The sequence below is a fragment of the Bradyrhizobium sp. AZCC 2230 genome, assembly GCF_036924495.1.
Taxonomy (GTDB): domain Bacteria; phylum Pseudomonadota; class Alphaproteobacteria; order Rhizobiales; family Xanthobacteraceae; genus Bradyrhizobium; species Bradyrhizobium rifense.
This window is the reverse complement of sequence record NZ_JAZHRS010000001.1, coordinates 4637464-4662489: the sequence shown is the minus strand read 5'-3', so window position 1 is coordinate 4662489 and position 25026 is coordinate 4637464. Positions and strand designations below refer to the sequence as shown.

At 62.5% G+C, this 25026-nt stretch carries 23 protein-coding genes; 8 read left to right on the top strand and 15 right to left on the bottom strand.

The genetic code is table 11. The features are described 5' to 3' along the window. Window positions 1-134: 134 nt before the first annotated feature. Both V1280_RS22355 and V1280_RS22350 read right to left on the bottom strand, forming a co-directional pair. A complete protein-coding gene (locus V1280_RS22355) occupies window positions 135-3071 on the bottom strand; it encodes an AAA family ATPase (RefSeq protein ID WP_334528898.1) in 2937 nt (978 codons plus the stop codon). Then, complete coding sequence (locus V1280_RS22350; protein ID WP_334528895.1) at window positions 3068-4675, bottom strand: hypothetical protein; 1608 nt, start codon at window positions 4673-4675, stop codon at window positions 3068-3070. The genes V1280_RS22355 and V1280_RS22350 overlap by 4 nt, the downstream gene beginning before the upstream one ends. Window positions 4676-5498: 823 nt before the next feature. Here V1280_RS22350 and V1280_RS22345 point away from each other — a divergent pair. Further along, complete coding sequence (locus V1280_RS22345; protein WP_442895150.1) at window positions 5499-5858, top strand: hypothetical protein; 360 nt, start codon at window positions 5499-5501, stop codon at window positions 5856-5858. Here V1280_RS22345 and V1280_RS22340 read toward each other — a convergent pair. The 4 genes from V1280_RS22340 to V1280_RS22325 all read right to left on the bottom strand — a co-directional run bounded on the left by V1280_RS22340 (window position 5821) and on the right by V1280_RS22325 (window position 9913). Then, window positions 5821-6915 (bottom strand): amino acid ABC transporter permease, encoded by a 1095-nt coding sequence (locus tag V1280_RS22340; protein ID WP_334528892.1) that lies wholly within the window; start codon window positions 6913-6915, stop codon window positions 5821-5823. The two genes, V1280_RS22345 and V1280_RS22340, sit on opposite strands and share 38 nt — an antisense overlap. Next, on the bottom strand, window positions 6912-8060 hold the full coding sequence (locus tag V1280_RS22335; protein WP_334528889.1) for an ABC transporter permease subunit: 1149 nt from the start codon (window positions 8058-8060) through the stop codon (window positions 6912-6914). The genes V1280_RS22340 and V1280_RS22335 overlap by 4 nt, the downstream gene beginning before the upstream one ends. Beyond that, window positions 8041-9054, bottom strand: a complete 1014-nt coding sequence (locus tag V1280_RS22330) for an amino acid ABC transporter substrate-binding protein (protein WP_334528886.1) — start codon at window positions 9052-9054, stop codon at window positions 8041-8043. The genes V1280_RS22335 and V1280_RS22330 overlap by 20 nt, the downstream gene beginning before the upstream one ends. Window positions 9055-9241: 187 nt before the next feature. After that, window positions 9242-9913, bottom strand: coding sequence for a helix-turn-helix domain-containing protein (locus V1280_RS22325; protein ID WP_334528883.1), 672 nt, complete (start codon window positions 9911-9913; stop codon window positions 9242-9244). A gap of 88 nt (window positions 9914-10001) precedes the next feature. On the opposite strand from V1280_RS22325, the gene V1280_RS22320 reads away from it, so the two are divergent. The 3 genes from V1280_RS22320 (at window position 10002) to V1280_RS22310 (ending at window position 11702) form a co-directional block, all read left to right on the top strand. Beyond that, window positions 10002-11093, top strand: a complete 1092-nt coding sequence (locus V1280_RS22320; RefSeq protein WP_334528880.1) for a threonine aldolase family protein — start codon at window positions 10002-10004, stop codon at window positions 11091-11093. 172 nt (window positions 11094-11265) lie between these two features. Then, window positions 11266-11454, top strand: a complete 189-nt coding sequence (locus V1280_RS22315) for a hypothetical protein (RefSeq protein WP_334528878.1) — start codon at window positions 11266-11268, stop codon at window positions 11452-11454. A gap of 41 nt (window positions 11455-11495) precedes the next feature. After that, window positions 11496-11702, top strand: a complete 207-nt coding sequence (locus V1280_RS22310; RefSeq protein ID WP_334528876.1) for a dihydroxy-acid dehydratase domain-containing protein — start codon at window positions 11496-11498, stop codon at window positions 11700-11702. A gap of 34 nt (window positions 11703-11736) precedes the next feature. On the opposite strand, the gene V1280_RS22305 is transcribed toward V1280_RS22310, so the two are convergent. From V1280_RS22305 to V1280_RS22295, 3 genes are all read right to left on the bottom strand, one after another. Further along, window positions 11737-13287: an AMP-binding protein gene (locus V1280_RS22305; protein WP_334528873.1), complete on the bottom strand. Its 1551-nt coding sequence runs from the start codon at window positions 13285-13287 to the stop codon at window positions 11737-11739. 110 nt (window positions 13288-13397) lie between these two features. Continuing rightward, complete coding sequence (locus V1280_RS22300; protein WP_334528872.1) at window positions 13398-14114, bottom strand: TetR/AcrR family transcriptional regulator; 717 nt, start codon at window positions 14112-14114, stop codon at window positions 13398-13400. 10 nt (window positions 14115-14124) lie between these two features. Next, window positions 14125-14910: an SDR family NAD(P)-dependent oxidoreductase gene (locus V1280_RS22295; protein WP_334528870.1), complete on the bottom strand. Its 786-nt coding sequence runs from the start codon at window positions 14908-14910 to the stop codon at window positions 14125-14127. A 77-nt stretch (window positions 14911-14987) separates the two neighbouring features. On the opposite strand from V1280_RS22295, the gene V1280_RS22290 reads away from it, so the two are divergent. Genes V1280_RS22290 through V1280_RS22275 form a run of 4 tightly spaced genes read left to right on the top strand, consistent with a single transcriptional unit; the run spans window position 14988 to window position 19232 of the window. After that, window positions 14988-15776 (top strand): enoyl-CoA hydratase/isomerase family protein, encoded by a 789-nt coding sequence (locus tag V1280_RS22290; protein ID WP_334528867.1) that lies wholly within the window; start codon window positions 14988-14990, stop codon window positions 15774-15776. A gap of 24 nt (window positions 15777-15800) precedes the next feature. Further along, complete coding sequence (locus V1280_RS22285) at window positions 15801-17033, top strand: thiolase family protein (RefSeq protein WP_334528864.1); 1233 nt, start codon at window positions 15801-15803, stop codon at window positions 17031-17033. A gap of 3 nt (window positions 17034-17036) precedes the next feature. Continuing rightward, window positions 17037-17996, top strand: a complete 960-nt coding sequence (locus tag V1280_RS22280; protein ID WP_334528861.1) for an NAD(P)H-dependent flavin oxidoreductase — start codon at window positions 17037-17039, stop codon at window positions 17994-17996. Window positions 17997-18026: 30 nt separating this feature from the next. After that, complete coding sequence (locus tag V1280_RS22275; RefSeq protein ID WP_334528858.1) at window positions 18027-19232, top strand: ABC transporter substrate-binding protein; 1206 nt, start codon at window positions 18027-18029, stop codon at window positions 19230-19232. A 284-nt stretch (window positions 19233-19516) separates the two neighbouring features. Here the strand turns inward: V1280_RS22275 and V1280_RS22270 are convergent, their stop codons facing one another. The 6 genes from V1280_RS22270 to V1280_RS22245 are packed head-to-tail and all read right to left on the bottom strand — an operon-like array spanning window position 19517 to window position 25022. Next, window positions 19517-20068, bottom strand: a complete 552-nt coding sequence (locus tag V1280_RS22270) for a nucleoside 2-deoxyribosyltransferase (protein WP_334528855.1) — start codon at window positions 20066-20068, stop codon at window positions 19517-19519. Between the two features lie 45 nt (window positions 20069-20113). After that, window positions 20114-21055: a nucleoside hydrolase gene (locus tag V1280_RS22265; protein ID WP_334528853.1), complete on the bottom strand. Its 942-nt coding sequence runs from the start codon at window positions 21053-21055 to the stop codon at window positions 20114-20116. Window positions 21056-21067: 12 nt separating this feature from the next. After that, on the bottom strand, window positions 21068-21511 hold the full coding sequence (locus tag V1280_RS22260) for a VOC family protein (protein WP_334528850.1): 444 nt from the start codon (window positions 21509-21511) through the stop codon (window positions 21068-21070). A gap of 12 nt (window positions 21512-21523) precedes the next feature. After that, complete coding sequence (locus V1280_RS22255; protein ID WP_334528847.1) at window positions 21524-22417, bottom strand: ABC transporter permease; 894 nt, start codon at window positions 22415-22417, stop codon at window positions 21524-21526. Then, window positions 22414-23463 (bottom strand): ABC transporter permease, encoded by a 1050-nt coding sequence (locus V1280_RS22250; protein ID WP_334528845.1) that lies wholly within the window; start codon window positions 23461-23463, stop codon window positions 22414-22416. Before V1280_RS22250 ends, V1280_RS22255 begins: the two co-directional genes overlap by 4 nt. Then, window positions 23460-25022 carry an ABC transporter ATP-binding protein gene (locus V1280_RS22245; RefSeq protein ID WP_334528842.1) on the bottom strand — a complete coding sequence of 521 codons (1563 nt, stop codon included), beginning with the start codon at window positions 25020-25022 and terminating at the stop codon, window positions 23460-23462. The genes V1280_RS22250 and V1280_RS22245 overlap by 4 nt, the downstream gene beginning before the upstream one ends. Between the last annotated feature and the right edge of the window lie 4 nt (window positions 25023-25026).

The window sequence follows — 25026 nt, the reverse complement described above, 5'->3', positions numbered from 1 at the left end:
AAACATTGGCCTCAGCCACTGATAAGCTTTTGCGTATTTCCTTATCAGTCGCGAACTGGCTCCGTTTCGTATGAAGGTTTGTCCCTCGACAGGTTGACCGGCAGAGAGAGTGGCGGCGCGGCGCCCCCGCCCATTCACGGCGACGACGGCATGGCGTCCGCCAAATACTGCGCAAACAGGCGCTCGCCGTTCTGCACCGCGCGGCGCTCCTGTTCGGCGACTTCAGAGCGGGCCTCGTCGTGGCGGCCGAGCCTGACCAGCGCCTGCGCGCGGAGCGCACCGAACCAGGTCTGCCAGGTCTCGAAGCCAGTGGCCTTCCAGGCGGCGATGCCCTCGTCGAGGCGCGCAAGGCCATTCTCCACGGCGCCGTCCCGGATCTCGGCCCAGCCGGACGCGACGTCGGCGAAGGCGACGAATTCCGGAAAACCCATCTCGACGCAGAACGGGCGGCAGCGCGTCGCCCAGTCGCGGGCGGTCGCGACGTCGTCGCGCAGCATCGCGACGATGAAATTGGCGAGCATGGAAAAGCCGCGTGAATGCGGCTGGCCGAGCGCCTCCGCAAGCTGCACCGCATCCCGCGCATGGGCCGCGCCGGCATCGCCCGCGCCGGTCATCGCGCAGGCGATGCCGAGATAGAAGCGGCCGAACACGCCGAAATCCATCATGTAGTGCGGATAGAGGGGCGCGTGGCGCTCCGGCCGGTAAAGCCGGACCGTCTCGCTCAGACGGCTCCGCGCCTCAACCGCGTCGCCGAGATGCAGGCGGATCATGCCGTTCATGTTACCGGCCGCGAGCGTGTGCTCGTCGCTGGGGTCATCGGCCTTCATCGCATCGAGCGCTTCAGCAAGCGGCAGCGCGGTTGCAAATTCCGCCTTGCCCCAGTGAAACAGGGCAAGGCCATAGGTGATGCGGAACAATGACGGCGTGTCGGGCAGCGCGCGGCAGGTGTCGTAGGCGCGCCGCTGCACGGCACCGAAGTCGGGACTGCCGGGACCCTTCATCACCATCTGCGCCGGGCCGAGCACAGCGAGCAGGCCGAGTTCCTCGCGCCGGCGCGCCTCGTCATCGGGCTGGTCGGCGAGCGCATCGAGACCCGCCTGCAACAGCGCCGCCGCCTCCTGCGCGCTGCCGCGCCCGATCGCGGCGCCGCCCGCGCGCAGCCACCATCCCGCTGCCGCATGCGGCCTGCCGCCGAGGGTGAGATGGCGGGCGACGAGCTCGGGCTCGCGCTCGGCGGTCTCAGTGAAGTCCAAGATCAGCCGCTGCGCGACGCGCTCGTGAAGCTCGCGCCGCGGCCGCGCCAGCAGCGAGGCATAGGCCGCATCCTGGATCAGCGCGTGCTTGAAGCTGAGGTTCTCGCCCGGCCCCTGGCCGATCAGGCCGGAGGCGAGGATCGCCTGTAGGGGCTCGTCGAGCTCTTCGAGGGGCTGTTCCGTCACTGCGGCGAGCAGCGCGGGCGCGAACTCGCGCCCGATCACGGCGCAGACCTGAATCACGCGCCGGGCCGGCCCGAGCCGGTCGAGCCGCTCGGTCAACAGGTCGGAGAGGGTTTCGGGCAAATCGCCGCGGCGGATGCGATCCGGCGACTCCAGCATCATGCGCGTCATCTCTTCGACGAACAGCGGCACGCCGTCGGTCTTGGCGACGATGCGCGACACGTCAGTGGGCGACAGCCCGATATTGCGCCCGATCGCCTCGGCAAAGCGCGAGGAATCGGCCGCCGTCAACCGGTCGACTGCGAACGTGGTCACGCTCTCGTGCGCGGCCCATTCGAGCCGCGATCCGGGCCGCGTGGTCGCGATCATCATCAGGGGCGCCGCGGGACTTGCCTCGACGAAGCCGGAGAGAAAATCGAGCGAGGTGGCATCGGCCCAGTGCAGATCCTCATAGACGACGACCAGCGGCTTCTCCCGCGCCTGCGCAACCATGAGCTCCTGGAGGATCGCGAGCGTGCGCGCGCGCTGCTCGGGCGGGCTCATGCGGACCGGCGGCACATCCTCGCCGGCAATGCCGAGCAGGCTCGCGAGCAGCGCCGGCGCATCGGGATCGGTCGCCGGCCGGCCATCGAGAAACACGCGCAGCTTCTTTAGCCGCACGCCGTCTTCGTCATGGGCCGCGATGCCGCACTGCCGCTGCAGCAGATCGATATGGGGGTGCAGCACGGTGTTGGCGAGCGCAGCGTTGCATTGCAAACTGACGGTCTGGAACGCGGCGTCCGGCGCGGTTTCGTCCAGCACGTGCGCAAGGCGCGACTTGCCGATGCCGGCTTCGCCGACGAGATTGATGAACTGTGCCGCTCCCCCGCACGCCGCGTCGAACAGGCGCCTGAGCGCATCGCGCTCGACATGGCGATTGATCAGCGGAGCGCGCGCGATATCGAGCCGGCGCTCGAAGCGGCTGCGGCCGGCGCGAATCCCGGTGGGCACGAACGCGGCGATCGGCTCGGCGAAACCCTTCAGCGTCTGCGGCCCGAGCGCGCGCGCCTCGAACACACCCTCGACCAGGCGTGCAGTTGACTGCGCAATGATGACCTCGCCCGGCGCAGCCAGCGACTGCAGCCGTGCGGCAATGTTGAGAGCCGCGCCGGTGAAATTGTCCTCGATGCGCGCGGTGGCCGCATTACCCTGCCCAACGATCACACCGGTGGCGATGCCGATACGGACCTGAAGCGGAGTGCCGGCGACCGCAGGCGCAAGCCGTGCGACCTTGTCGACGATGGCGAGACCGGCGCGGACCGCGCGCTCGGCGGCGTCCTCATTGGCGATCGGGTAGCCGAAGCAGACCACCACGCCGTCGCCGAGATGATGCAGGATGAAACCGCCGAAGCCGTCGACTGTCTCGCGGATGGCCATGCGATAGGCGGCGAGGCCGTCGAGCAGCTCTTCGGGGTCGCGCCCGTCGATCATCTGGGTCGAGCCGACGAGATCGGCGAACAGGACGGTCATGCTGCGCCGCTCGCCGAGCGCAAGCCGAACGGTCACCTTCGCCTCCGGAACCCGCGTGCCGCACGCGCCGCAGAACTTGACGCTCTCGCCGAGCGGCGTGCCGCACTCGGTGCAGAAGGCGGTCAATGGACCGGTGTCCGCTTCGGCAGCAGGGTAAAACCTTGGCTGCTCGTCTGCGCATTACCGATGGCGAACATCAGGAGCATGTCATAGTCGAGCCCCCGGGGCGCCTGCGTCAGGGCGCGGTGGATCGCTTGCGGATTGACCGGCGTCGCAGGATTGGGCGCGAAGCGCACGAACGGCAGCGCCGTCATGCTCGCGGTGGAGACGGCCGCGGGCAGCAGCAGCGCTGGCAACAGAAGCTGCGGCTGGTCGCCCGGACGGTTCTGATACCACTGCGCCCATTGCGGGCCGCCCGGCGTGTAGAGGCAGAACGGCGTTCCGTCCAGCGGCAGCGACGCGATGACCGGTGAAGGATACATCCGCGCCGGAACCAAGCTTTGGGCGGTGCCATGGCAGCTCAGGCATGCGGACGCATGGAAGCCGCCAGAGACGTCAGTATGCCTGACGTTCGGCGAATCGCAATCGGCGTCGGTCTTAAGCTGGCCGCGCTGGACGCCCTCCACCAGGATCACACCGTGGCGCTGGGCGATGTCGATCGGTCCCGACATGCGCCCGCCCCATCCGAGGGTGGCGTCGGTATAGGCGGGCGCGTTCGGATTGTGCCAAAACTGCGTGAGGGCCGTGCCGGGCGGATGACCTTCCGGATAGAGATCGAATTGCGGATCGTTGCCCCAGGTGGCGCCGAGCGGCACGAGCTGGTCCCAGGCGCCCGTGCCCTTGGGCGCATCCTTGTCGTAGACGAAGGTCGTGAACACCCAGCCCGTCTCCGGCGCCGCGTCGGTGTCCTTGACGATGATGTCGAACTGCATCACGCGCAAATCCGTTACTTGCAACGTGTAGGGCGCATTCGAGCCGTGCAGGCGATGGTCGAGGATCTCCTTGAGCGGCGGCCGATACACGCGCCAGATCGCCGCGCCATCGACCACCGACCAGTCGGCCGGCGTCGCCGCCACGCCTCCAGCCTTCACCACGAGGCCGCCCTCGGGAAAGCTCGCGGCATCGACCTCGGGTTTGCCTATGTCCTTCCAGATCTTGCCCAACATCGTCGCCGCCATGCGGTCGTAATAGACGATGGTGTGGTTTTCGGTGTCGCCCTTGAGCGCGCTGTTGGTCTCGCTCGCCCCGAGGATTATCTGCCCGGTGAACGCACCAAGGATCGGATCGCGTCCGCTGTCGTAGTCGGCGGGCGCGTCCGCCGGCCCCATCCAGGGCATGTCGTACCAGCCGCTCGAGGCCGGATCCCATTGCGCGGGCGCCTCGATCATCTTGCGCAGCGACGGCGCGACATAGTCCTTCAGCCGCGCCATGTAGTCGGCGGCGTTGGCAACGGTGATGCGGCCTTCCGGCTTGACGTCGCGCCACGACCGCTCCGGCGGCTGCGCCGGATAGTCGTGGCTCAGCTTGCGAAACTTGTAGGGCCCTTCGAACGGCGGCGGGTTGGAGTCCGCTGGCGGATAGACGCCGAAATTGGAGGCGAACGGATCAGGCGCGTCCGCCGCGACCGCCGTCGCGGGCAGGAGCGCAGATATCAGTGCAAGTTTCAGCGTCAGCGTCGTGGCGGCTGTGGCGACGACCGCCCAGCTCGACCGGGAACCAGATCGCGGCATGTGTACCCCTCGTGCCCGTGAGACTACTGCTCAAGCGCGCATGCCTGCAGGGCACCAATTCCGGCGATTAATCTGACCCGGAGATGCCGTTTGCGCAAGCGCCCGGCAGAGGCCCCATTGAATTTGCAGAACTCTGGAATTTGCAGAAATTTTGAAACTTTGCCGAACCAACCTTGGGACGACGATCGAAAGAAACAAATACGGCGCCCCGTACTCACGAAGCGTAGCATACGATTACGGGAAGATATGTGACATCTATCACAATTCGACATTTTGGATTTTCTTCGACTCATGGCGAAGGGGACAAAGAGATTCGGATCGCTGACGCTCGTGTCATTTCCATCCGCGCGGACGAAGTGCTCGGGACGCTTGCTCGCCTGATCGGTCGTCCGATGGCACGCGGGCAAGTTCGAACCTAAACGAGCCAAAGCGTGCAAACGCCGCGATCTCGCCGACATAGATGAATCGCGACTGGCGGACTGCACCCTAGGTCCCTTCGTCCTGTCTGACGCTGGGGCACGCGTCATAGCGGGGCGCCCCCTTTGCCCAGCTTTGGCTCTTCAGCAGGCAAGAACGCACTGCGTCCTGAAGACCCGATCGGCTCAACAACTGGCCCATTTCGGCGTGCTACGACGATCTTCCTATCAGGAGCAACAGCAACCGCTAAGGCGCGCCAGGATCGTGTCCCTTGGCGTGGTGTAGCTGGCGGCGGGTCACCGCGTTCGCCGGCGAGAGCCGGGCTGGTCAGCTGGCGATCGCCGGAAGGCTGACGGTGGGATCATCGCTCATTGGTGCGATGGTTTCCAGCGTCATATAGCGCGACATGGCGAAGCGTTACGAGCGGATTGGCGATGTTCGCGGCGCTGGTCTCTATGTCGGCGTTGAGTTGGTCAAGGACCGAAAGACCAAGGAGCCGGACGCCACCGCCGCACTAGCCGTCGTCAACGGGCCTCGGGCCCGTCGCGTACTGATCTCGGCAACGGGGGCCGCGGCAAATACGCTGAAGATCCGGCCGCCGCTGGTGTTTTCGGAGGCCAACGTCGACCGGCTGCTGAGCGAAACCGAGGCGGTATTGGCGGCGCTCAAAATAGACGTGCTAGGAACTCCTATGGCAGTCGACCATCCGTGCCGATTGCCGCGAAGAGTTACGCCTGTCCTCCGGCGGCAGCCGCAGACAGCATGATGGATGCGCTGTCGTTTTGGAGGGGGGCAGCAGTGTCTAGCCGCGCTGAAAGCCGACGTCCGAGGCTTGCTACGGCGGAGCACATGAGGAAATAGGCCAGGCCGATGACGAGATACACTTCCACGAAGTATCTCTCCCAGCGGACGTCGATCAACGTGAGTTTTGAAGCGTTCATGAGATCGAGCAGGCCGATGACAGCGACCAGAGAGGTGTCTTTCACAATTCCCACGGCCTCGTTCACTAGGGATGGAGCGCAGACCTTGAGGGCTTGAGGCAAAACGATCAGCCTCTGCATTGTGATCCACCGAACACCCAGAGATTCTGCAGCCTCAAATTGACCTCGCGGGACGGTGCTGAGGCCGCCTCTGATGATTTCCGATACATACGCTGCGTTGAACAGAACAATCGCCCCGGCGGCGGCGGAGAGCTTGTCAAGGTTGGACAGGCCCGAAAGAAAAAGCGGCATTACAAGCGTCGCGAAGAAAAGCAACGACACGAGTGGGACACCGCGAATGCACTCGACCGCGACCAAGGCCAGGGAACGCAAGACCACGCTGCCACTGTTGCGAGCAAGAGCAACGGCGAGCCCGAGAGGGAAGGCGAGCAGTATGGTTCCCTCGGAGAGGAGCAGCGTGAGGGGTATTCCGCCCCAGTCATGGGTTTCGACGACAGGCAAGCCAAACGGCCGACCATCGAGAAGGGCAATCGCAGTTACAAGGCCGCCGGCCCAGTTGCTCGCGAGAACCCGTAGGCTGGGCCGAACCAGCGGGACGGCAAATGCCGCGAGCAAGACCACGGTTGCCGCGAACGGACGCCAGATTGCGGCGAACGGATAGGTGCCAAACAGCACAAGCTTCCACTGGCTGGTGATGACAGCCCAACAGGCTCCGTTGGCCGCTCGGCAGACGTCGGGACTGGAGGACATGAAAACCGCATTCCAAATGCCCCAGCGGATCGCGATGAAGACGGCGATCGCCAGACTGCCCCGAATTATCCACCGGCGAGTCGCCGAGTTTCCGGAGGTTGTCGTTCGATAGACGTCCTGGATGGCGCTCATTTCGAGGCCTGTCTTATCGGATCGCCGAACAGACGCTGCGAACCGAACGATACAACCAGCGAGATCACGAGGTAGCTGGCGAGGATCAACGCAATCGCCTCGACGGCCTGCCCTGTTTGACTAAGCTCGGTGTTGGAGACGGAGACGAGATCAGGATAGCCTATCGCGATCCCCAGCGAGGTCGCTTTGATCAGATTGACGTAGACATTGACCATTGCCGGCGCGATGCCGCGAACGATTTGTGGCGCCATCACGAGGAGGAAAAACTGCGTCTTTGATAGACCTATGGCGAAGGCACCCTCGACTTGACCGCGCGGAAATGAATCGATCGAGCCACGGACGATTTCGGTGACGTAGCCACCGGCATAGAACCCAAGCGCGAGCACGAGCGCGCAGAATTCCACGGACACGGTCCAGCCGCCGGTATAGTTGAAACCACGAAGCACTGGCGCGTTCATCGGCAGGAGGCTTAACCAGACCGAAATTCCGCCGCAGGCTGATACGGCGATCCAAAATCTCGACCACCGTCCCCTCAAGACACGGAATGCCAGCGCGAATCCGATCGTCGATGCGATCGCTGTAACGAGCTCAAAGAGGCCGCCCCATTCTCGGGGGATTGGCAGAACGAGGCCGCGAGTGCTGAGAACGACAGAGCCGAAGGTTAGTGCGCTACGCGGTGCAGGAAGCGTTTCACGAAACACCGCATACCATGCGATGATATGAAGAAGTAACGGGACGTTTCGCGTCAGGCTGACGTATCGCCTGAGACCGGCTCGGCCGCCACCTCCGCCGAAGGCGACGACAAACCCAGCGAACAAGCCGATCAGGGTAACGAGAATTGCAGCGCCCCCGCCAGCGACAAGCGTGTTCACCAAGCCAACCAGGAGCGCACGACCGGCGCTCATCTGCGGTGAATATGAAATCCAGGTGTCGCCGATCTCGAAGCCTGCGGGCCGTGACAGATAGCCAAAGCCGCTCGCAATATTTCTGGCGCGCAGATTCGCGAACAGATTGGCGAATGCGAGCGAGAAACCTCCTACCACTAATGCGAACAGCAGGACCGGGACGAGGCGCTCTGCCCGAAACTGCCGCCGCATGATTTTGCGAAGATAGCTCACTTCGCTCTTAGCGGAACGAGGGAGCAAAAATCAGCCCGCCATCGCGCCAACTACGATTGAGCGCCCGTGGCAGGCCCAGAACGCTGAGATTGCGATTGTAGAGCTCCCCGTAGTTGCCGATCGCGGCAACGACTTGAGACGGCCAGTCATTTGGCAGGCCGAACGGCTTTCCGGCTTCTCCGTCAAGCCCTCGCATCCGTCGGATCTCGGCGTTATCGTTCTTGACGCTGGGGTCCTTCGCCGTCTTGCTGTCGATGCCAAGGTCTTCGGCATCGATGACCGTGTTGACGACCCATCGGACCAAGGTCAGCCACTGATCGTCACCCTGGCGGACGACCGGAGCGAAAGGCGATTTTGTTATGATTTCCGGCAGTATGATCCAGTCGTCTGGCGATGCGAAGCTCTTCGCCTTCATGGAAGCCAACCCCGTAACATCTGTCGTGAATACATCGCAACGGCCGGCATTCAGAGCTGAAACGATTTCCTGCTGGGATTCGATCATAACCGCCTTGAATTCCATGCCGTTGCTACGAAAGTAGTCGGTGGCACCAGATGCGGCATCGGACCCTGGCTGAAGGCAGACACTGGCGCCACTGAGCTGCTTCGCAGATGTCACGCTGAGCTTCTTGGATGCGATGAAACCCTGACCGTCGTAGAAATACGTATTCCCAAAAATCAGACCCAGGCCGGTATCGCGGGAAGAGTTCATCGTCACCGTCATGAGGAGAACGTCTATCGTGCCAGATTGCAGCGCTATGAAGCGTTGCGTCGGCGTAGTTACCATCAAGCGAACCTTGGATGGATCACCGAAGACGGCAGCAGCGATGCCGCGGCACACATCTGCATCCATGCCACGAAGAACTCCCTGGGCATCTGGCGCAGAGAAGCCGAGCAGTCCGGCGGTGACCCCACAGTTGAGAACGCCGCGCTCGCGCACGGCAGCTAGCGTAGAGTCTGCTTTGGCGCCGCCAGCCCAAAGGGTGGCGAACACCGCGAAAGCTGTTGCTAAGCACCACCTCATGCCATCCTCCATCTATGATGGGGGCAATGCTAGAGGTTACGAAAAACAGGTGTCAATAGGATTTTCTCTTAAGAAAAAAATTCTCTCGTGGGACCTGCTAGGTATCCGTAGTACCCGTGTCAACGGTGTCCGTTTGAGTGTCCCCGGCCTGGCGGCCCGGCCCAGCCAAACAATATCCGCGAAAATGTCAGCGGCGAGTTCCAGTGCGTGATCGACGTCGCGTCGCGTCCAGGAACTCGTCGGCTGTGCGCTGTCTGTGCTTGGGGTCATAGCAGATGGAAAGCATGCGCGCGGGGCCGGGGCTGAGCGCCACAAAGGCATGCCGCATACGGCTGTCGATATAAGCGCTTTCGCCCTGCTTCAGCCGAAATGGTGCATAGTCCGACAGCCGCACCTCGATCTCGCCTTCGAGGATGAAGATGAATTCTTCGCCGTCATGCTGGCTCCAATCGGGCGGTTCGGGCAGATCGCGTGCTCGGATTTCCATTTCCAACGGTACCATTGCCTTGTTCGCCAGTTCGCCTGCGTGGACGCGATAGTCGTAGCGCTTGCTCTTGAACTTCAACGTCTGGCGGCTGCGGGTTATCGTGCGGCGGGCACCGCTTGCTTCGGGTCGATCGCCGGAAATCAACTCTTCGAAACCGAGTTCGAGGCCTTCGGCGATCCGCTTGAGCGTGCCATAGGCAGGAGCGGCCTGTCCCGTTTCGATCTTGGAAAGAGTGGACAGGCCGACGCCGCAGAGCCGAGAGGCGGCCTGCAAGGTGAGCTTGCGCTCGAAGCGGATCGCCCTCAGGCGCTCGCCAATAGTGGCGTCGGGAGTCGCTGATTTCGAACGATGGCGAGACGCAGGGGCTTGCATTTGCGGATTTTCCAACTAGAAAATAAATTGACATTCGGCATAATCGCCTACCAGCCGATGGCGGTCAATGCAACGTTCGCGAGGAATAGTGGGCATCATTCCCGATAGCGCTCCGAAATTTCGCTTCGACCTGAGGAGCGACATTGTCGCTCCTCCGTCGGCTTCAGTCGCCAGTGCCGTAATCGCAGCCGCGGGCCGGCACGGCGAATTTGGATGGCGGAGCGATCCAATTGAGCAGGCTCTCGAGCGCAAGGTATGCCAACTGCTCGACAAGCCTGCAGCCGCAATATTTCCGACCTGCACTGCGGCGAACATCGCGGCTCTCGTTGCCCTGGGCGCGGCTAGCCGCACTCTCATTATGGATCGATCCTGCCACCTCATGACGAATGAACGGGCAGGGCTCGACTGGATCGCCCGACCACGCCTTCAGACTTTTGCACAGACCGTCGGTTCGATCGATCTTTCAACCTGCCATGATGAGCCGGATGCGATTCTCTGTTTGGAGAATACCCATAACCGCTTGGGAGGCGCGGTGTTGAGCGCGGATGAAACCAACCGCGCTGCGCAACGGGCCAAAGCTTCGGGCTGGAGCGTTTTTCTGGACGGATCGCGGCTCTGGAACGCTTCCGTCGCATCGGGAGAGTCGCCGGCTGCGCTGGCAGGCCCGGCGGATCTCGTAAGTGTCAGTTTCAATAAGGGACTGGGAGCGCCTAACGGTGCGGCGATAGCCGGCAACCCGGACATTGTAGCAGCGGCTGCAGAAGCTTGGCGCCGCGTGGGCGGGATTTGCCGTCCGAGCCACGTTATCTCAGCGGGAGGTCTTGCGGCGCTGGATGAAATCCAATGCCTCAAACAGGATCACGAACTGGCCCGCGAGGCCGCCGCTGCGATTGCAGAGCTGCCGGCCTTTACCGTCACAAGGCCGCAGACGAATATCGTGCTGGTTTCAGCAGTTGGTTTGGGCTTAAGCGGCGAGGCGCTGGCCACAGTGCTCGATCGGGTCGGATTGGGATGCCTCCCCTTTGGTCCACAACACATCCGCCTGGTCTTTCACCGCGGTATTCCTGCTGGCAGTGCGCCGCTGATTGCCGAAATCTTTCGCGGGATCGTCAGCGATGACAGCCCCGCTACGCGAGCCACCTCTCGCCCTGCAATTGCATCCGATGCCAATCGTGCCTGAATCTCTTTCGATTTCCCCCGATATTTGTACGAGAGGCCGCGAGGTTTCCGCACGCGTTTTTCTCAGAAGCTTCCGGGATATAAGCCGCCATCCATCGGCAGGTTCTGGCCGGTGATGTAGCCGGCTTACCGGCTGCGCCGCGCAAGCCGGCAGCATTCCTACCACCCCACCGGTGAATTTCACCAATAGCACCGACCCCACCGTCGGATACACCATCGTCAACCTGCTGGATTATGCCAGTCTGATGCAGTTCAATCCGAAGCTGAGCCATGGCGTCGGGGTGATGGATTCAGAACTTCGAGACCGTCATCAGGATGACGCGGACTCGCACGACGGCGCAGACCCTGGCCGCGAACCATGACGATCGCACTGCACAGCCCTACAGCATCCTCAACGGATTAGATGGCGTCGCTCTCGGAGGCGCCCGGTGTGCTGCTGCCCGGGACTGTTATCATCCCGGCCGTCCATGCCGAACGTCTGCGAGCCGCTGAGGCGACCGGCGCCGCGGCTATGAACCTGCTACGCGCCGGAATCCGTATCGGCGACATCATCACGGAGAAATCAATCGAGAACGCGATACGTGTGCTGCGGCGCCCGAGCTGTTACTGAACCTTCGGTGCGAGCTAGTCGGTGTCGCCAGGCGTCAGCCTGCATGGTTAGCCATCAGCTCTTGTCGGAGCCTTACTTTGTCTATCTTGCCGAGCGAGGTGAGTGGCAACTCGGTAACGATGTGAATGTGCTTCGGCGTGTGAATCGCTCCCTTCAATGCTTTGACATGAGCGACGATCGTTTCCTTTGAGATGTCGGATCCAGAATCCACGATGACGGCAGCTGCGACCGTTTCGCCCCAATAGTTGTCTGGTAATCCAACCACGGCAGCCATCTTCACTCCTGGACACTTCGTCAGTGCATCTTCCACTTCTCGCGGATAGACATTGAAGCCGCCGGAGATGATGAGGTCTTTCTTGCGATCGACGATGAACATGTACCCGCGCTCATCCATGCGTGCGATGTCGCCGGTATGTACCCACCCGTCTCGAAGTGTTTCGGCTGAGAGTTCGGGCTGACGCCAGTAGAAATCCATCGCCGCCGGAGTGCGCGCGCATATCTCGCCGGGCTCGCCAACCGGGACCTCTTGACCTGCGCTGTCCAACAGACGCACCTCGCAGTTCGCCACCGGCAACCCGCAAGAAGTCAGGAGCTCGGGAACCAAGTGGTCTTGGCGTCGGAGTACTGAAATCGGGTAGCACTCGGTTTGACCGTATCCCTGTGACAGAACCGGTCCCAACCGATCGATCGCCTGCTGCAGCCTTTGTGGCGACGCCGGTGCCGCACCATAATAGACGCACTGAAGCGACCTGATATCATTCCGGGCGAGTTCGAGATGGTCCAGCAATGCGTACAGCATCGTCGGCACCAGGAATGTTATGTTGATCCGCTGCTTTTCAATCGCGTTGAAAACGCGCTCGGGTTCGAACTTCGTTACCGTATGAACGGTCCCGCCCTGACGCCAAGTTGGAAGTAGCATCGTTCCACCTGCATGGCTGTTTGGCGCGATCGCCAGATAGTGAGGGACCTCGGGCAACTCGACATCGGCGAGGACGCTTACGCACGCAAAGGCGACCGCGCTCCGATTAGACCGAACTGCGCCTTTGCTTCGGCCGGTCGTGCCACCCGTATAATGGACAAGCGCGATATCGTCGGGCTTTGCCAGATCGACCGCCGTCGTCGCGCCGCTATCAGTAGCGAGTTGCAGCAAGTCTGGGGCGGCGTCAAAAGAGCCCAAAGAGAACAGTTTGACCGAGCTCCCGCATTTGGAAGCCAAGTCTCTGCCGCGCTCGGCGTGCGTCGCAGGGGAGATGACGATCGCGGCCGATTCGCTGTCCTCCACTTGGAAGGAATGGTCCGCAAGTGAGCCCTTCGGATGAAGCCATGTGACGCTTAGGCCCAATCCTTGAGCTGCAACGGCAGTGCACCAGCTCTCCGCCGAATTCTCGGAGAGCAGGGCTACGCGTTCGCCTCGCGCGAGCCCATCACGCGAAAACACCGACTGAATGCGTCCGATCAGGTCGGCTGCCCCAGCGTAGCTGAGAGTCCCAATTTCGGAAGAAAACGCAATCCGGTCGGGGTATCGGCGCAGGGCGCGAAGCGTCTGGCCGGCGATGGTCAGGCCGCTGTGGATCGACAAGCTCATCGCAGTCCTCCCAGTTTTGTCTTTTTCGATGATAAAGTGACTTGAAAGTCAAATATCTGCTGGCCCTTTTCGATGCGCCGGATCGGCGCACGGCCCGTGGTTATGACGCATCAGGCTTGGTTCGAACTCGCCTTGATTGACTCTCGCAGATAGTCAGCGAATCGATCCGCCATTTCTTGTCCGCTGAAGGCGCCGTCCGGTCGAAACCAGCGGGTCATCCAGTTCACCGATCCCATGAAGAAAAAGACGGTGAGCTTGGGATCGACTTTGCGGATAGACCCGTCTTCGACGCCTTTTTCGATCAGGGCACGGAACCGACGATCAAAGCGGTTTCGGCCGGTCACGATCGTCTTCTTGTTTTCGGGCTGGAGGGCATCGAACTCCATCAACACCGCGGATGCGCCAAATTCTCCCGTGAGAAGTTCGACGTACCGGCGTGCGAGCGCCACCACCCGATCGAGCCCGCTGCCGGGCAGGCTCTCCGCGAACGTCATCGCCTGAGTACCGAGTTCGTTCGAAATCAGGTGGCAGGCGTAAAGGATCTCTTCCTTGTTCTTGACGTAGTAGTAGAGAGCCGGCTTGGTGACGCCAAGCTCTGCCGCGATGTCGTCGAGCGAGGTATTATAAAAGCCGCGCGCGCTGAAAGCTCTGGCAGCCTTCCGGATCAGGGCAGCGCGCTTTGCGGCGAACTGGTCGTCGCGGCTCTGACCAGCGTCTTTCCAGGCGTCAGCCCTCCGAGGTCGTGCAGGCAATGTCGTCTCCCTTCGTCCGGCGATTACCAGAAGCGGCAGGTTTAAACAATCAGTTCGCCGTTCGGTCCGGTGCATATCGACGTTCTCACGAGGAGACGGCGTACCCTCCATTGACGGGATAGGTCTGCCCACTGATCCAACTCGCCGCATCTGAGCTCAGGAAGAGGATCATATTGGCAGCATCGGTCGGTTCACCGAGGCGGCGGATTAAGTAGCTCTTTAACATTCGGGCAACCGCCTCGTCGCTAATGAGGCCGGCTACTCCGGGCGTGCGGATTCCCGATAATGCAACGCAATTCGCGGTGATGTCCGACCGTCCGACGGCCTTGGCGAGCGCTCTCATGAAGCCGGCGGCTCCCGCCTTTGCACCGGAATAGACCGCAAGATGGGGTTCGCCGACGCGGCCCGCATCAGAAATCACGGTGGTGATCCGCCCGTACCGTCGCGACATCATGTTCGGCAAGGCCACCTTGCAACAGTTCAAGACGCCGTAAAAATTGGTACCGAGCCACGCCGCCCAGTCTTGCGGGCCGGTCTCCCAAAACGGCTTGATATCGGCAACATCCTGGGTCGGTCCAGCGTTGCCGGCATTATTGACCAGGACATCGACGGGACCGAAAGCCTCCTGCGCCTTCGCGAACATGCCCTCGACCGACTCGAGCGAAGTGACATCCGCCTGAACGGCGGTCGCGGAGCCGCCCATCGAGCGAACTTCCTCGGCGACGGCCAGCGCCCGATCCAGATGGAAATCGTTGACCACCACGCCGCCGGCGCCATTGGAAGCCAGGTGCAGCGCGGCTTGGCGACCCACCCCCTGTCCTGCGCCGGTGACGAGCGCGATGCGTCCGTTGAGGTCGAGGATGTTGGTCATAAGGACCTCCTTCAAGATCTGTATTGACTTTAAATACAATCATTTTACTTTGAAGTAAATAGACGAGGGCACGCAAAATGACAGAAGAGTTATCCATTCAACGACGCGGTGCGGCTGCCTGGTTCACGCTGAATCGTGCCAAGGAGTTGAACAGCCTAAGCCCGGACTTGTTGAAGGCCCTGGATTTCGGCCTCGCCGAGATGCTGGCGGATCAGTCGGTTCGGGCGATCGTCTTCACGGGTGCTGGTCGCGCCTTTTGCGCAGGCGCGGACCTCAGATTCCTTGAAGCACTGCCTGATCACCAGCGTGACGAAGCGACCGCGACGTTCCTTCTGAGCGCGACAACCCTCATGTCGAAAATTGCGGCAAGTCCGAAGCCGACGATCGCTGCGGTCAACGGCACCGCTGTCGGTGGTGGCCTGGAATTACTGCTGGCCTGCGACATCATCATCGCGGCACGCAGAGCGCCGATCGGAGATGGTCACGCCACCTACGGTCTTGTGCCTGGCGCCGGCAGCAGCATTCGCTTGCCTCGTCGGATCGGAATCGGACGCGCCAAACAACTCCTGTTCACGGGCGAGCTATTGCCCGCCGAGCGCCTGGCAGAGTTCGGTCTGGTCAATGAAGTCGTCGAGCCCGCGGAACTTCAGGCGCGCGTCGATGCCATCGCCGGCGCCATTGCAGCCAAAAGTCCGATCGGGCTCGCGCGCATGAAGCAGCTCGTCGAGCACGCTTTCGACATGTCGGAAGCAGCCGGCCTCGCGCTGGAACAATCTCTAAGCAATTTGCAGACGACGAGCTTCGACCGAAGCGAAGGTTTGGCGGCGTTCCGCGAACGCCGCAAGCCGAATTTCGTCGGCCGATAGCAGCCACTCCAGGGAGCAAATGTCATGAAGGAAGAAATCTTTGTCGTCGGCGTCGGCATGACCCGCTTCGGCCGCTGGCTAGATCGGTCCCTGAAATCGCTTGTGGCCGAGGCCGTTCTGCAAGCGCTCAAGGATGCGAACTGTCGGGCCGCCGATATCGAGGCCGCATTCTTCTCCAATACGACCCAGTCGATCATCGAGGGTCAGCATCTGATCCGCGGTCAGATCGCCTTGCGAGAGATCGGGATCGAATCCATTCCGATCGTGAACGTCGAGAATGCGTGCGCCAGCGGTTCCACGGCGTTCTACCAGGCAATCAATCATCTTCGTGCCGGCGCCGCCGATATCGCCCTCGTGGTTGGCGCGGAGAAGATGTACAACGAGGATCGCCTCAAATCCGCTGCCGTTTTCGACGGCGGATGGGACGTCCACCAGTCGAAGGCCATTGCCGAGCGGCTCGCTTCGATCGGGGCCGGCTTCCCGACTCCGGCGGGGCGTGGGCCCGGGGTAGCAAGCCCGTTCATGGAGCTCTACGCATCCCTCGCCAAGGGTCACATGAGCAAATTCGGCACGACCGAACGTCAGCTCGCGACCGTCGCCGGCAAGAACCACCGCCATTCCACGCTGAACCCTCTGTCACAATATCAGAACGACATGAGCGTCGAAGACGTCTTGGCGGGCAAACTCATCGCCTGGCCACTCACGCTGCCGATGTGTTCGCCGATCAGCGACGGCGCTGCGGCAGCGATTCTCTGTACCAAGCGAACATTGCAGCGATTTTCCGACGTCCGACCGGTCCGCGTTCTCGGTTGCGCGCTCGCCAGCGGATCCTCCCGCGAATGGTCCGATGCCGAGGGACATATTTGTCGACGTGCAGCGGACAAGGCGTACGACGAGGCGGGTGTCGGACCGCAGGACATCTCGGTCGCGGAAGTGCACGACGCATCCGCGTTCGCAGAAATCGTCCAGATCGAGAACTTGAGGTTCTGCGAAATCGGCGAGGGTGGGGCGTTTTCGGAGCGCGGCGAGACCGCATTGGGCGGACGAATTCCAGTCAATCCTTCGGGAGGTCTCGAATCGAAGGGGCACCCGATCGGCGCCACCGGTCTCGGTCAGATCTACGAACTCGTGCAGCAGCTCCGCGGCGAGGCCGGCGCCCGGCAGGTCGCTGACGCGCGTCTCGCGATCGCTGAAAATGGCGGCGGCTTCATCGGCGTTGAAGAGGCTGCCGCTGTTGTCACCATCCTCGGGAGGTGACGGATGATCCCCGAGAAACTGCGTCAAAGACTGAAGCTGCCGGTGATGGCCGCACCGCTATTCCTGGTCTCCGGACCGGACCTTGTCGTCGAGGCATGCAAGGCCGGCGTCGTCGGAGCATTTCCGACCCTCAACCAGCGAAAGGCGGAGGGGTTTGAAGCCTGGCTGATCGAAATTCGACGCCGCCTGTCCGACGAGAGCTCGGCGCTGTTTGCCCCCATGTTCGGGATTCATCGCACCAATCCACGCCAAGCTCCTGATTTGGCGCTTGCGATCAAGTACCAGGCCCCCATCGTCGTCACGACGCTTGGCATCACGCGCGAGATTGTCGATGCGATCCACGCCTATGGTGGTCTTGTATTTCACGATGCGACCACCGTCAGACACGCGATCAAGGCGCTGGAAGCGGGAGTCGATGGGATCATCGCGGTTACGCAAGGGGCAGGTGGCCATGCGGGGACATACAATCCCTTCGCCTTCCTGGCCGAGCTGCGGCCTATCGTCGACAAGAAGACTCTCATCCTCGCCGGTGCAATCAGCAGTGGGCAGGCGATCGCGGGTGCGATCGCCGCGGGGGCCGACATGGTGTCGCTCGGAACGAGGTTCGTCGCCACCGAGGAGAGCATGGCTTCCCGCGGCCAAAAAGAGACGATTCTCTCCTCATGCATCGAAGATATCGTCTTCACGGATGAAATCTCGGGGATGGGAGCGAGTTTCCTCAGGCAAACCATCGAGAAATTCCGTCGACCGCAGACCGGTCCCGTTCAATTCAACGTGGCCGAGGAAATCAGTCCGAAGGTCTGGAAGGACTATTGGTCCGCCGGTCAGGGCGTGGGGGCGATAACCGAGATCGTGTCCGTCCGCACTCTCTGCGAGCAGCTCAAGGTCGAATACCAAAGTGGAGTCACCCGACTTGTCGGGACCCAAGTCGGAGGAGATGGCGAACTCGTCACCCAGCAATAATACGCAATTCGTCGCGGGGAGGAATCAACGATGCAAATACGCGTTCTGCTGTCGTCAATCGCGCTTGCGACATTCTCTATGTTGGCGCACGTCCAAGCCGCAGATGATCGTGTCAAAATCGGTATCTTGACAGATATGAACGGCCCCTATGCGGCGATAACCGGCAAGGGGGCAGTCGCCGCGGCAGAACTCGCGATCGAGGACTTCGGCGGCAAGGCGCTCGGCAAGCCAGTCGAACTCGTCGTTGCTGACCACATGCAAAAGCCCGACATCGGCGCAAGCATCGCCCGAAAGTGGTACGACAACGAGGGGGTGGATGCCATTTTCGATGGGGCCGGCTCCTCAGTTGCTCTGGCAATCCTGGAAATAGCGAAATCGCGCAACAAGATCGTTGCATTCTCCGGCGTCATATCGCCCGACGTGACCGGCAAGCTGTGCGCCGAGACGATCTCGAGCTGGGCCTGGGACACGCATGCGATGGTTGCAACCAGCATCAAGTCCCTGATGAAGTCCGGCGGTAAGCGCTTCTTCTTTCTGACTCTCGACGCTGCCGCTGGCCGCGCATTGGAGGCGGACGCGACCAAGATCATCGAAGCGAACGGTGGATCCGTCGTCGGCTCCGTGAAACACCCAATCAATACTGCGGACTTCTCCTCGTTTCTTTTGCAGGCTCAAGGAGCCAAGCCTGATGTCATCGTGCTGGCCAACGCCGGCGCTGATGCCGTCACTTCACTCAAGCAGGCCGCTGAATTTGGTCTTACATCGGGGCCCAATGCGATCAAGGTGGCTGGTCTACTTGCCATGCTCAACGACATCGAAGCGCTGGGCCTCGAGTTTGCACACGGCGTGGTCGTCTCGGAATCGTTCTACTGGGACATGAATGACGCGACGCGAGCGTGGACCAAACGTTTCAAAGAGCGCACAGGCGCAGCACCGAACATGCTCCAGGCGGCGGTTTACAGCTCAGTGCTTCACTATCTGAAGGCGGTCGAGCAAGTTGGTAAGACCGACGGAATCCCTGTAGCCATGGCCATGAAGGCGGCCCCAATCAACGACATGTATTCGAGGGACGTCCGCCTGCGCGCCGATGGACGGGCGGTTCGCGACTTCCATCTGTTTGAGGTAAAGAGAAGGACGGATTCGAAGGGCGCTTGGGACGACTACAAACTCCTTCAGACCTTGCCGGGAGATGAAGCGTTTCCAGCGTCCGCCAGTGCTTGCCCGTTGCTAAGATAGGGCGGTTCAGAAGACTGGGCGGTGCTCAGGTTGACCGGTGTGGGGGCAACTTACTTTTCGCCGGTTGCTTACCGGCATTTTTGCCGATGACGGGCCATCGGTGGAAGGCGAAACCCATTTTTCGGCCGTAGCTCGAATGGTGGGTTTTGGCCTAGGAAGGTCGAAAACGCTTGATCTTTCAATGGGGATTGACTGACACTCTCTCCGCCGCACTGCCTCTGCGTTGTATCCGGCCGTTCGAAGCGACGATCTCGGCGGACCGCTGCAGGACCGCAAGCACTTCGTCAGCGCTCCTTCCGATCGGCAACAGCGTGCGCCGCGGCGGCTGCGCAGGCCTCGAACACGTCCAGCGCATCGATGCCGCGCGCTTCGCTGTCCCTGGGAACAAAAATCGGGCATCCGCCGCTGGAGACGGCGCCGACGATCATCAGATTGTCCGGCAGATGGAAACCTTCGATGCCGAGGTTCGCGCAGCCGTCGCCAAGCTGCCTCCGCATCCGCTGCTCGAAGCTCCCGGAAAAATTCGAGTAACCAAAGATGGGCTTACCCCTTCCGAGAAACCAGCCGACCTCGATCAGGGTACCCGCATCGGCGGATGCACCTCCGAATGGCGTGAGGTTGGCGATGATGATGTCGCATCGTTCCATCATCGCAATGTCCTTCTCGTAAATGGATTGCCAGACATCCAGCGCCTTGGCGGCCGTCTCGATATCCTGATTGAGCGGCGGGAGACCCTGCAAGCCGAATCGCCGGCATATCTCCACCTTCCGTGCGGCATGCTCGACCGCGTTCGGAAGAAACACGTCAGGCCCCGCCAGATAGGCTGTTGCTGTCATGACAAGTCTCCCCAGGTCGGATCAGTTCGAGGCGGACGGGAACGATCAGGGTAGGCGCGCAAGCCGCTCGGTGAGGAGCTTGTAGAACCCCGGCACATCGACCTCGCGAAGGAACAGGACGTTGGCAGGCTTCTCTGTCACGCGCCACCAGTCGACGATGCACATGCCCGCCGTGGGCCCGTCGCCGGTCTGCACGCCGACGTTCACCTGTTTGCCGCCGAACAGTTTTGACGCCAGCAGATAGGCGATCACACAGGGATCATGGAGCGGCGCGCCGTCCCAGCCGTATTTCTTGATGTCGAACCCCTCCGAGAAGGTCAGCATCTCGCGCGTCGCGATGCCGCAGGCGTTGCCGATGTCGCGAAAGGCCGTAAGACGCGATCTGGTGCTCAGGCACTGATGCGTCACGTCGAGCGGAACCATCGTGATCTTGACGCCGCTGCTCAGGACGACGTCCGCGGCCTCCGGGTCGACGTAGCTGTTGAACTCGGCCACCGGCGTGATGTTGCCACCTTCCGAATACGCACCGAACATCATCACGATTTCCGCGATGCGCTCGACGATATCGGGCGCGAGGACCATCGCCATGGCGATGTTGGTGAGCGGCCCGAGCGTCACCAGCGTGATCTCGCCCGGCTTCGCCGCTCGCAGCGCGTCGACGATGAAAAGCACGCCGTGCTGCTCACGGACCTCCATCGTCGGCGCCGGCAGCGACGGGCCGTCGAGCCCGGTTGGACCATGCACATGTTCCGCGGTGACCGGCTTTCGGCGCATGGGACGCGCGCATCCGGCATGAAGCGGCACGTCGGCGCGCTGCGCGAGCTCCAGGATCTTTCGCGCATTGTCGGTCGTGCGCGAGAGCGGCACGTTGCCCGCCACGGTCACTAGTCCCTGCACGTCGAGCTCTTCAGGCGAGCCAAGAGCCATCAGGATCGCCACGGCGTCGTCCTGGCCGGGATCGGTATCGATAATGATCTTGCGCGCCATGGAGCGCCTCCCTCATTGTCGTGGCGCAGCGTCGGGCGCGATCATGCCGGGCGCGCCGCCGGCAAGCCAGGTGTAGAGCTCCCACAGCTCACCATCCGGACCCGCAAAATACACACATCGCGCGTTCCAGGGATAATTGGCGGGCGGCCGAATGAAGGCGACGTCTTTTACGCAAAGCTCCGCATATACAGCATCGAGCGACGCCGCGTCCGGCAGCCTGACGGCAATCAGGAGGCCGGCTGACGCGTCGAGGTCGACTGGAACGCCGGTATTGGCGGCGATATGCGTGCGTTCCCATAGCGCAAGCGTATGGCCGGCGCCGGTAAAGTCGGCGAAGCCCGGCGCGCGGTGCTGAAGCGCGAAGCCAAGCTTGTCCCGGTAGAACGCGATCGAGGCCTCGAGATCGCGCACCAGAATGCAGGTGTCGGTGATGGCGTGCCGTTGTGCAAATTCCATCCTGTGTCGTCCTCAATAGTCACGCAGTTCGGCGAAGTCTGCCGCTGCTTTGGCGCCGCCGCGCAGCTGGCCGCTGAGCCAAACGCCAAAGACTGTCGCCAAATAGGGAAGCGCCAGCAGCAGGTCGTGCGGCACTGCGTCGCCGAAGACCAGTTGCGCGCGGATGCCGACCGCGCCGACGACGCTGAAGAAGAGCGCGGCGAGGACCGAACCGATGGGATGCCCGGCCCCGAACACTACCGCTGCGAACGCCATGAAACCGCGACCAGCGGTCATGTTCTGCGCGAAGATCTGCAGGCTCCCCGCCGCAAGCTCCGCCCCGCCCACCGTGCACAGGACGCCGCCGCCCACGAGCGCAATGAGGCGCATCGCCGAAGGGCTCACGCCCACGCTGCGCGCTGCGAAAGGATGCTCGCCCGCCGCTGCGAGCTGAAGGCCGAACCGTGTGCGCCGCAATAGTGCCCAGAGCGCAAAGACGACGAAGGGCATTGCCAGGACGAAGACGGACAGGATGCCGTAAGGGCCGAACGCGGGCCCCAGCCTGGGCACGCCGAACGGGGCGGTGACAGCGGCCTGGCTGCCGAAGATCGACTGGATCGCGAGCGCCGTGCCCCCGATGCCGAGCCCCGTCAATCCGAGCCCGGCGATGATTGGGCTGGCCTTCAGCCTCTCGATCACGAACCACAGCAGCGCCGAGGTGATCACGCAGGCGAGGCAAGCGATCAGCATCGCCAGGGCGAACGATCCCGTGGCGACTATGCCGAGAATGGTGGCGCATGCGCCGATGATCATCACGCCTTCAAGGCCCAGGTGCCAGACGCCGGAGCGCTGTGCGAGCACGCCCGCCAGCGTGACGTAGACGAGTGGCGTACCCGAGCGCAGGATGGCGATGATGATATCGTTCATGAGGGCGCGTTCCCGAGCCGAAGCAGGCGGTCGACCCATTCGGACTTGGCGGTGATGAACAGAGCGATCGCCGCGTTGACGATGTCGATCGCCGCCGCCGGCAGGCCCGCCATGATCGGCAAATAAAGCGCGGCGGATGCGAGACCGCCGAAGAACAGGCTGACGAAGCCGATGCCGACGATGGACAGACTGGCGACGAGGGCGATGAGGATCGCGGTAAAGCCGTGCGTGGGCAGGAACCCGCCAACCAGCCGGCCATTGGGACCGAAGACCTCGATGACCCCGGATAGGCCCGCCAGCGCGCCGCTGATGAGGAAGCTGGCAAGTCCGAGGTGCCATACCCGCGCGCCCTGCCATTTCACCATCGTCGGATTGCGGCCGGCGAGGCTCGCGAGCACGCCGAACGCGGTGCGATTGACCAGCAGCCACATGGCGACGCCGACGACCAGCGCGATGACGACGATGACGGGCGAAACACCCAGCGAATCGCTGATCCGATAGGCTGCCTTCAATGGACGGCTCGAGGATTGCTGGCCGCTACCTGACGGGTCCTTCAGCGGTCCGGTCGTCACATACACGAGAATGAGCCCAGCGATGAAGTTGCCCATCAGCGTGGTGATGACTTCGTCGGTCCCCGATCGCAGGCGCAGCCAGCCCGGCCAGAACGCCCAGAGCGCACCGCCGGCCATGCCCGCGAGGAAGCAGAGCGGGGTCAGAACGAAGGCCGGCGCATCGTTCAGCCAAGTCGCCATGAACGTGGCGCATATCGCTCCGATGTAGAACTGTCCCTGCGCGCCGATGTTGAAATAGCCGCACCGGAACGAGATGGAGACACCGACCGAAGTGATGAACAAGGGTAACGCCCAGCGCAAGCTCTGCAGGGACGCGCCCGGCCTCAGGAAAGCGCCATCGACGATGTTCTGAAACATCGAGAACGCGGAGTATCCGGCAAACTGGAAAATGACGCCGCAAAGAGCCAGCGCAGCGACGATGAAGACCAGCGCTCTGACGAAGGGAATCAATCTCGCCGTCAATCTCGCCGTCATGGGCGCGCCTCTGTCATGGTCGCGCCGACTCGCGCGATGTCGTAGGGGGCTGAGAATTCTCCAGCCACGCCGCCTGACAGCATCACCACGATGCGGTCGCTGATGTCGAACAATTCGTCGAGATCCGACGAGACCAACAGGACAGCGCACCCTCGGTCGCGCGCAGCGCGCAGCGAGCGCCAGACGAAGGCGGTCGCACCGATGTCGAGCCCGCGTGTCGGTTGGGCGGCGAGGATCAGCCGCGCCTCGTCGTCGATCTCGCGCGCGAGGATCACCTTCTGGGCGTTGCCGCCGGAGAGCGAACCCGCTCTCTGTCCTGTTGATGCATATCGCACCTCCCACGCCTTGAAGGCGGCCTCGCTGTCGCGCCGGATGCGATGCGGATTGATGAACTGGAATAGAGGCGAGCGCAGAAGCTGGCGCGCCGACCAGTTCTCCCACAGCGCGCTCGAAAGGCTGAGGCCCTCGGTGTTGCGCTCGAATGGGATGATGCGCAGTCCCCGGTTCCTGCGATCGCCAAGTGCCACGCCCATCACCGCCGCTCCGTCTAGCTTGATTTCGCCTTGCGTCGCCTCGACCAGCCCGGCGATGGCTCTCACCAGCGTCCGCTGGCCGTTGCCTTCGACGCCTGCGACGCCGACGATCTCGCCGGGGCGGATGACGAGCGAGACGTCGCGCAGCGCGGGTCCTTCATTGTCGCCGCGCGTCGCGACATTTCGCAATTCGAGCATGGGAGCGGCGACGACCGCGGCGTGGCCCGGCTCGACCACGCCGCTCTCCGCACCGACGAGCGCCTTGGTGTCGGCCGGCGAAAGCGTTTGCGCGCTTGCCGAGCCGATGATCTTTTCCGCGAGCTGAGCGGAATCCGTCTCTCCGACCGGCATCGTTGCCGCGATCAGCTTGCCGCCTCGCAGCACGGTCACGGTGTCGGCGATCGCCAGAACCTCGCGAATCTTATGCAGGATGAGGATGACGGTCACACCGCGCGCATTGAGCGTGCGAATGCGATCGAACAATTTTTCTGCGCCGGACGGCGACAGAACCGCTGTCGGTTCGTCCAGGATCAGCACGCGCGCGTCGGTCACCAAGGCGCGCGCGATTTCCACGCCCTGCTGCGTTTCCACCGGCAGGTCGCGAATCCGGCGGCGCTTGTCCACGGAAATGTCGAGCGAGGCGAGATGGCCGTTCCATCGTCGCTCGAGCTGGCTACGCGTGAAGGCGGAGCGATTCCTCTGTGCGCCGAACTCCATTGCCTCGCAGATCGTGAAACTCGGCGGCAGGGCGAAGCTCTGGTGCACGAGTTCGACGCCCGCCGCACGCGCGCCCTTCACGCTGCCCGCAGCCACCGGCCTCCCCTGGACGAGCACCTCGCCGGATTGCGGCCGGATCAGACCGGCCACGACCCTGGCGAAGGTGGTCTTACCCGCGCCGTTCTGCCCCACCACGGCGTGGACCCGGCCGGCTTCGAAGCGGAGGCTCACCTGCGACAGCGCAGTGACGGGGCCGAACGTGACGGAGACGCTTCGGCACTCGAGAGCGGGCTCCTGCATGTCCGTCATGGGT

Excerpts from the sequence above, each read along its gene's own strand:
- V1280_RS22350 (WP_334528895.1), bottom strand. The coding sequence starts at position 4,675 with ATGCCGCGATCTGGTTCCCGGTCGAGCTGGGCGGTCGTCGCCACAGCC.
- V1280_RS22345 (WP_442895150.1), top strand. The coding sequence starts at position 5,499 with ATGGCGAAGCGTTACGAGCGGATTGGCGATGTTCGCGGCGCTGGTCTC.
- V1280_RS22340 (WP_334528892.1), bottom strand. The coding sequence starts at position 6,915 with ATGAGCGCCATCCAGGACGTCTATCGAACGACAACCTCCGGAAACTCG.
- V1280_RS22330 (WP_334528886.1), bottom strand. The coding sequence starts at position 9,054 with ATGAGGTGGTGCTTAGCAACAGCTTTCGCGGTGTTCGCCACCCTTTGG.
- V1280_RS22325 (WP_334528883.1), bottom strand. The coding sequence starts at position 9,913 with ATGCAAGCCCCTGCGTCTCGCCATCGTTCGAAATCAGCGACTCCCGAC.
- V1280_RS22310 (WP_334528876.1), top strand. The coding sequence starts at position 11,496 with ATGGCGTCGCTCTCGGAGGCGCCCGGTGTGCTGCTGCCCGGGACTGTT.
- V1280_RS22305 (WP_334528873.1), bottom strand. The coding sequence starts at position 13,287 with ATGAGCTTGTCGATCCACAGCGGCCTGACCATCGCCGGCCAGACGCTT.
- V1280_RS22300 (WP_334528872.1), bottom strand. The coding sequence starts at position 14,114 with ATGCACCGGACCGAACGGCGAACTGATTGTTTAAACCTGCCGCTTCTG.
- V1280_RS22295 (WP_334528870.1), bottom strand. The coding sequence starts at position 14,910 with ATGACCAACATCCTCGACCTCAACGGACGCATCGCGCTCGTCACCGGC.
- V1280_RS22290 (WP_334528867.1), top strand. The coding sequence starts at position 14,988 with ATGACAGAAGAGTTATCCATTCAACGACGCGGTGCGGCTGCCTGGTTC.
- V1280_RS22285 (WP_334528864.1), top strand. The coding sequence starts at position 15,801 with ATGAAGGAAGAAATCTTTGTCGTCGGCGTCGGCATGACCCGCTTCGGC.
- V1280_RS22280 (WP_334528861.1), top strand. The coding sequence starts at position 17,037 with ATGATCCCCGAGAAACTGCGTCAAAGACTGAAGCTGCCGGTGATGGCC.
- V1280_RS22275 (WP_334528858.1), top strand. The coding sequence starts at position 18,027 with ATGCAAATACGCGTTCTGCTGTCGTCAATCGCGCTTGCGACATTCTCT.
- V1280_RS22270 (WP_334528855.1), bottom strand. The coding sequence starts at position 20,068 with ATGACAGCAACAGCCTATCTGGCGGGGCCTGACGTGTTTCTTCCGAAC.
- V1280_RS22265 (WP_334528853.1), bottom strand. The coding sequence starts at position 21,055 with ATGGCGCGCAAGATCATTATCGATACCGATCCCGGCCAGGACGACGCC.
- V1280_RS22260 (WP_334528850.1), bottom strand. The coding sequence starts at position 21,511 with ATGGAATTTGCACAACGGCACGCCATCACCGACACCTGCATTCTGGTG.
- V1280_RS22255 (WP_334528847.1), bottom strand. The coding sequence starts at position 22,417 with ATGAACGATATCATCATCGCCATCCTGCGCTCGGGTACGCCACTCGTC.
- V1280_RS22250 (WP_334528845.1), bottom strand. The coding sequence starts at position 23,463 with ATGACGGCGAGATTGACGGCGAGATTGATTCCCTTCGTCAGAGCGCTG.
- V1280_RS22245 (WP_334528842.1), bottom strand. The coding sequence starts at position 25,022 with ATGACGGACATGCAGGAGCCCGCTCTCGAGTGCCGAAGCGTCTCCGTC.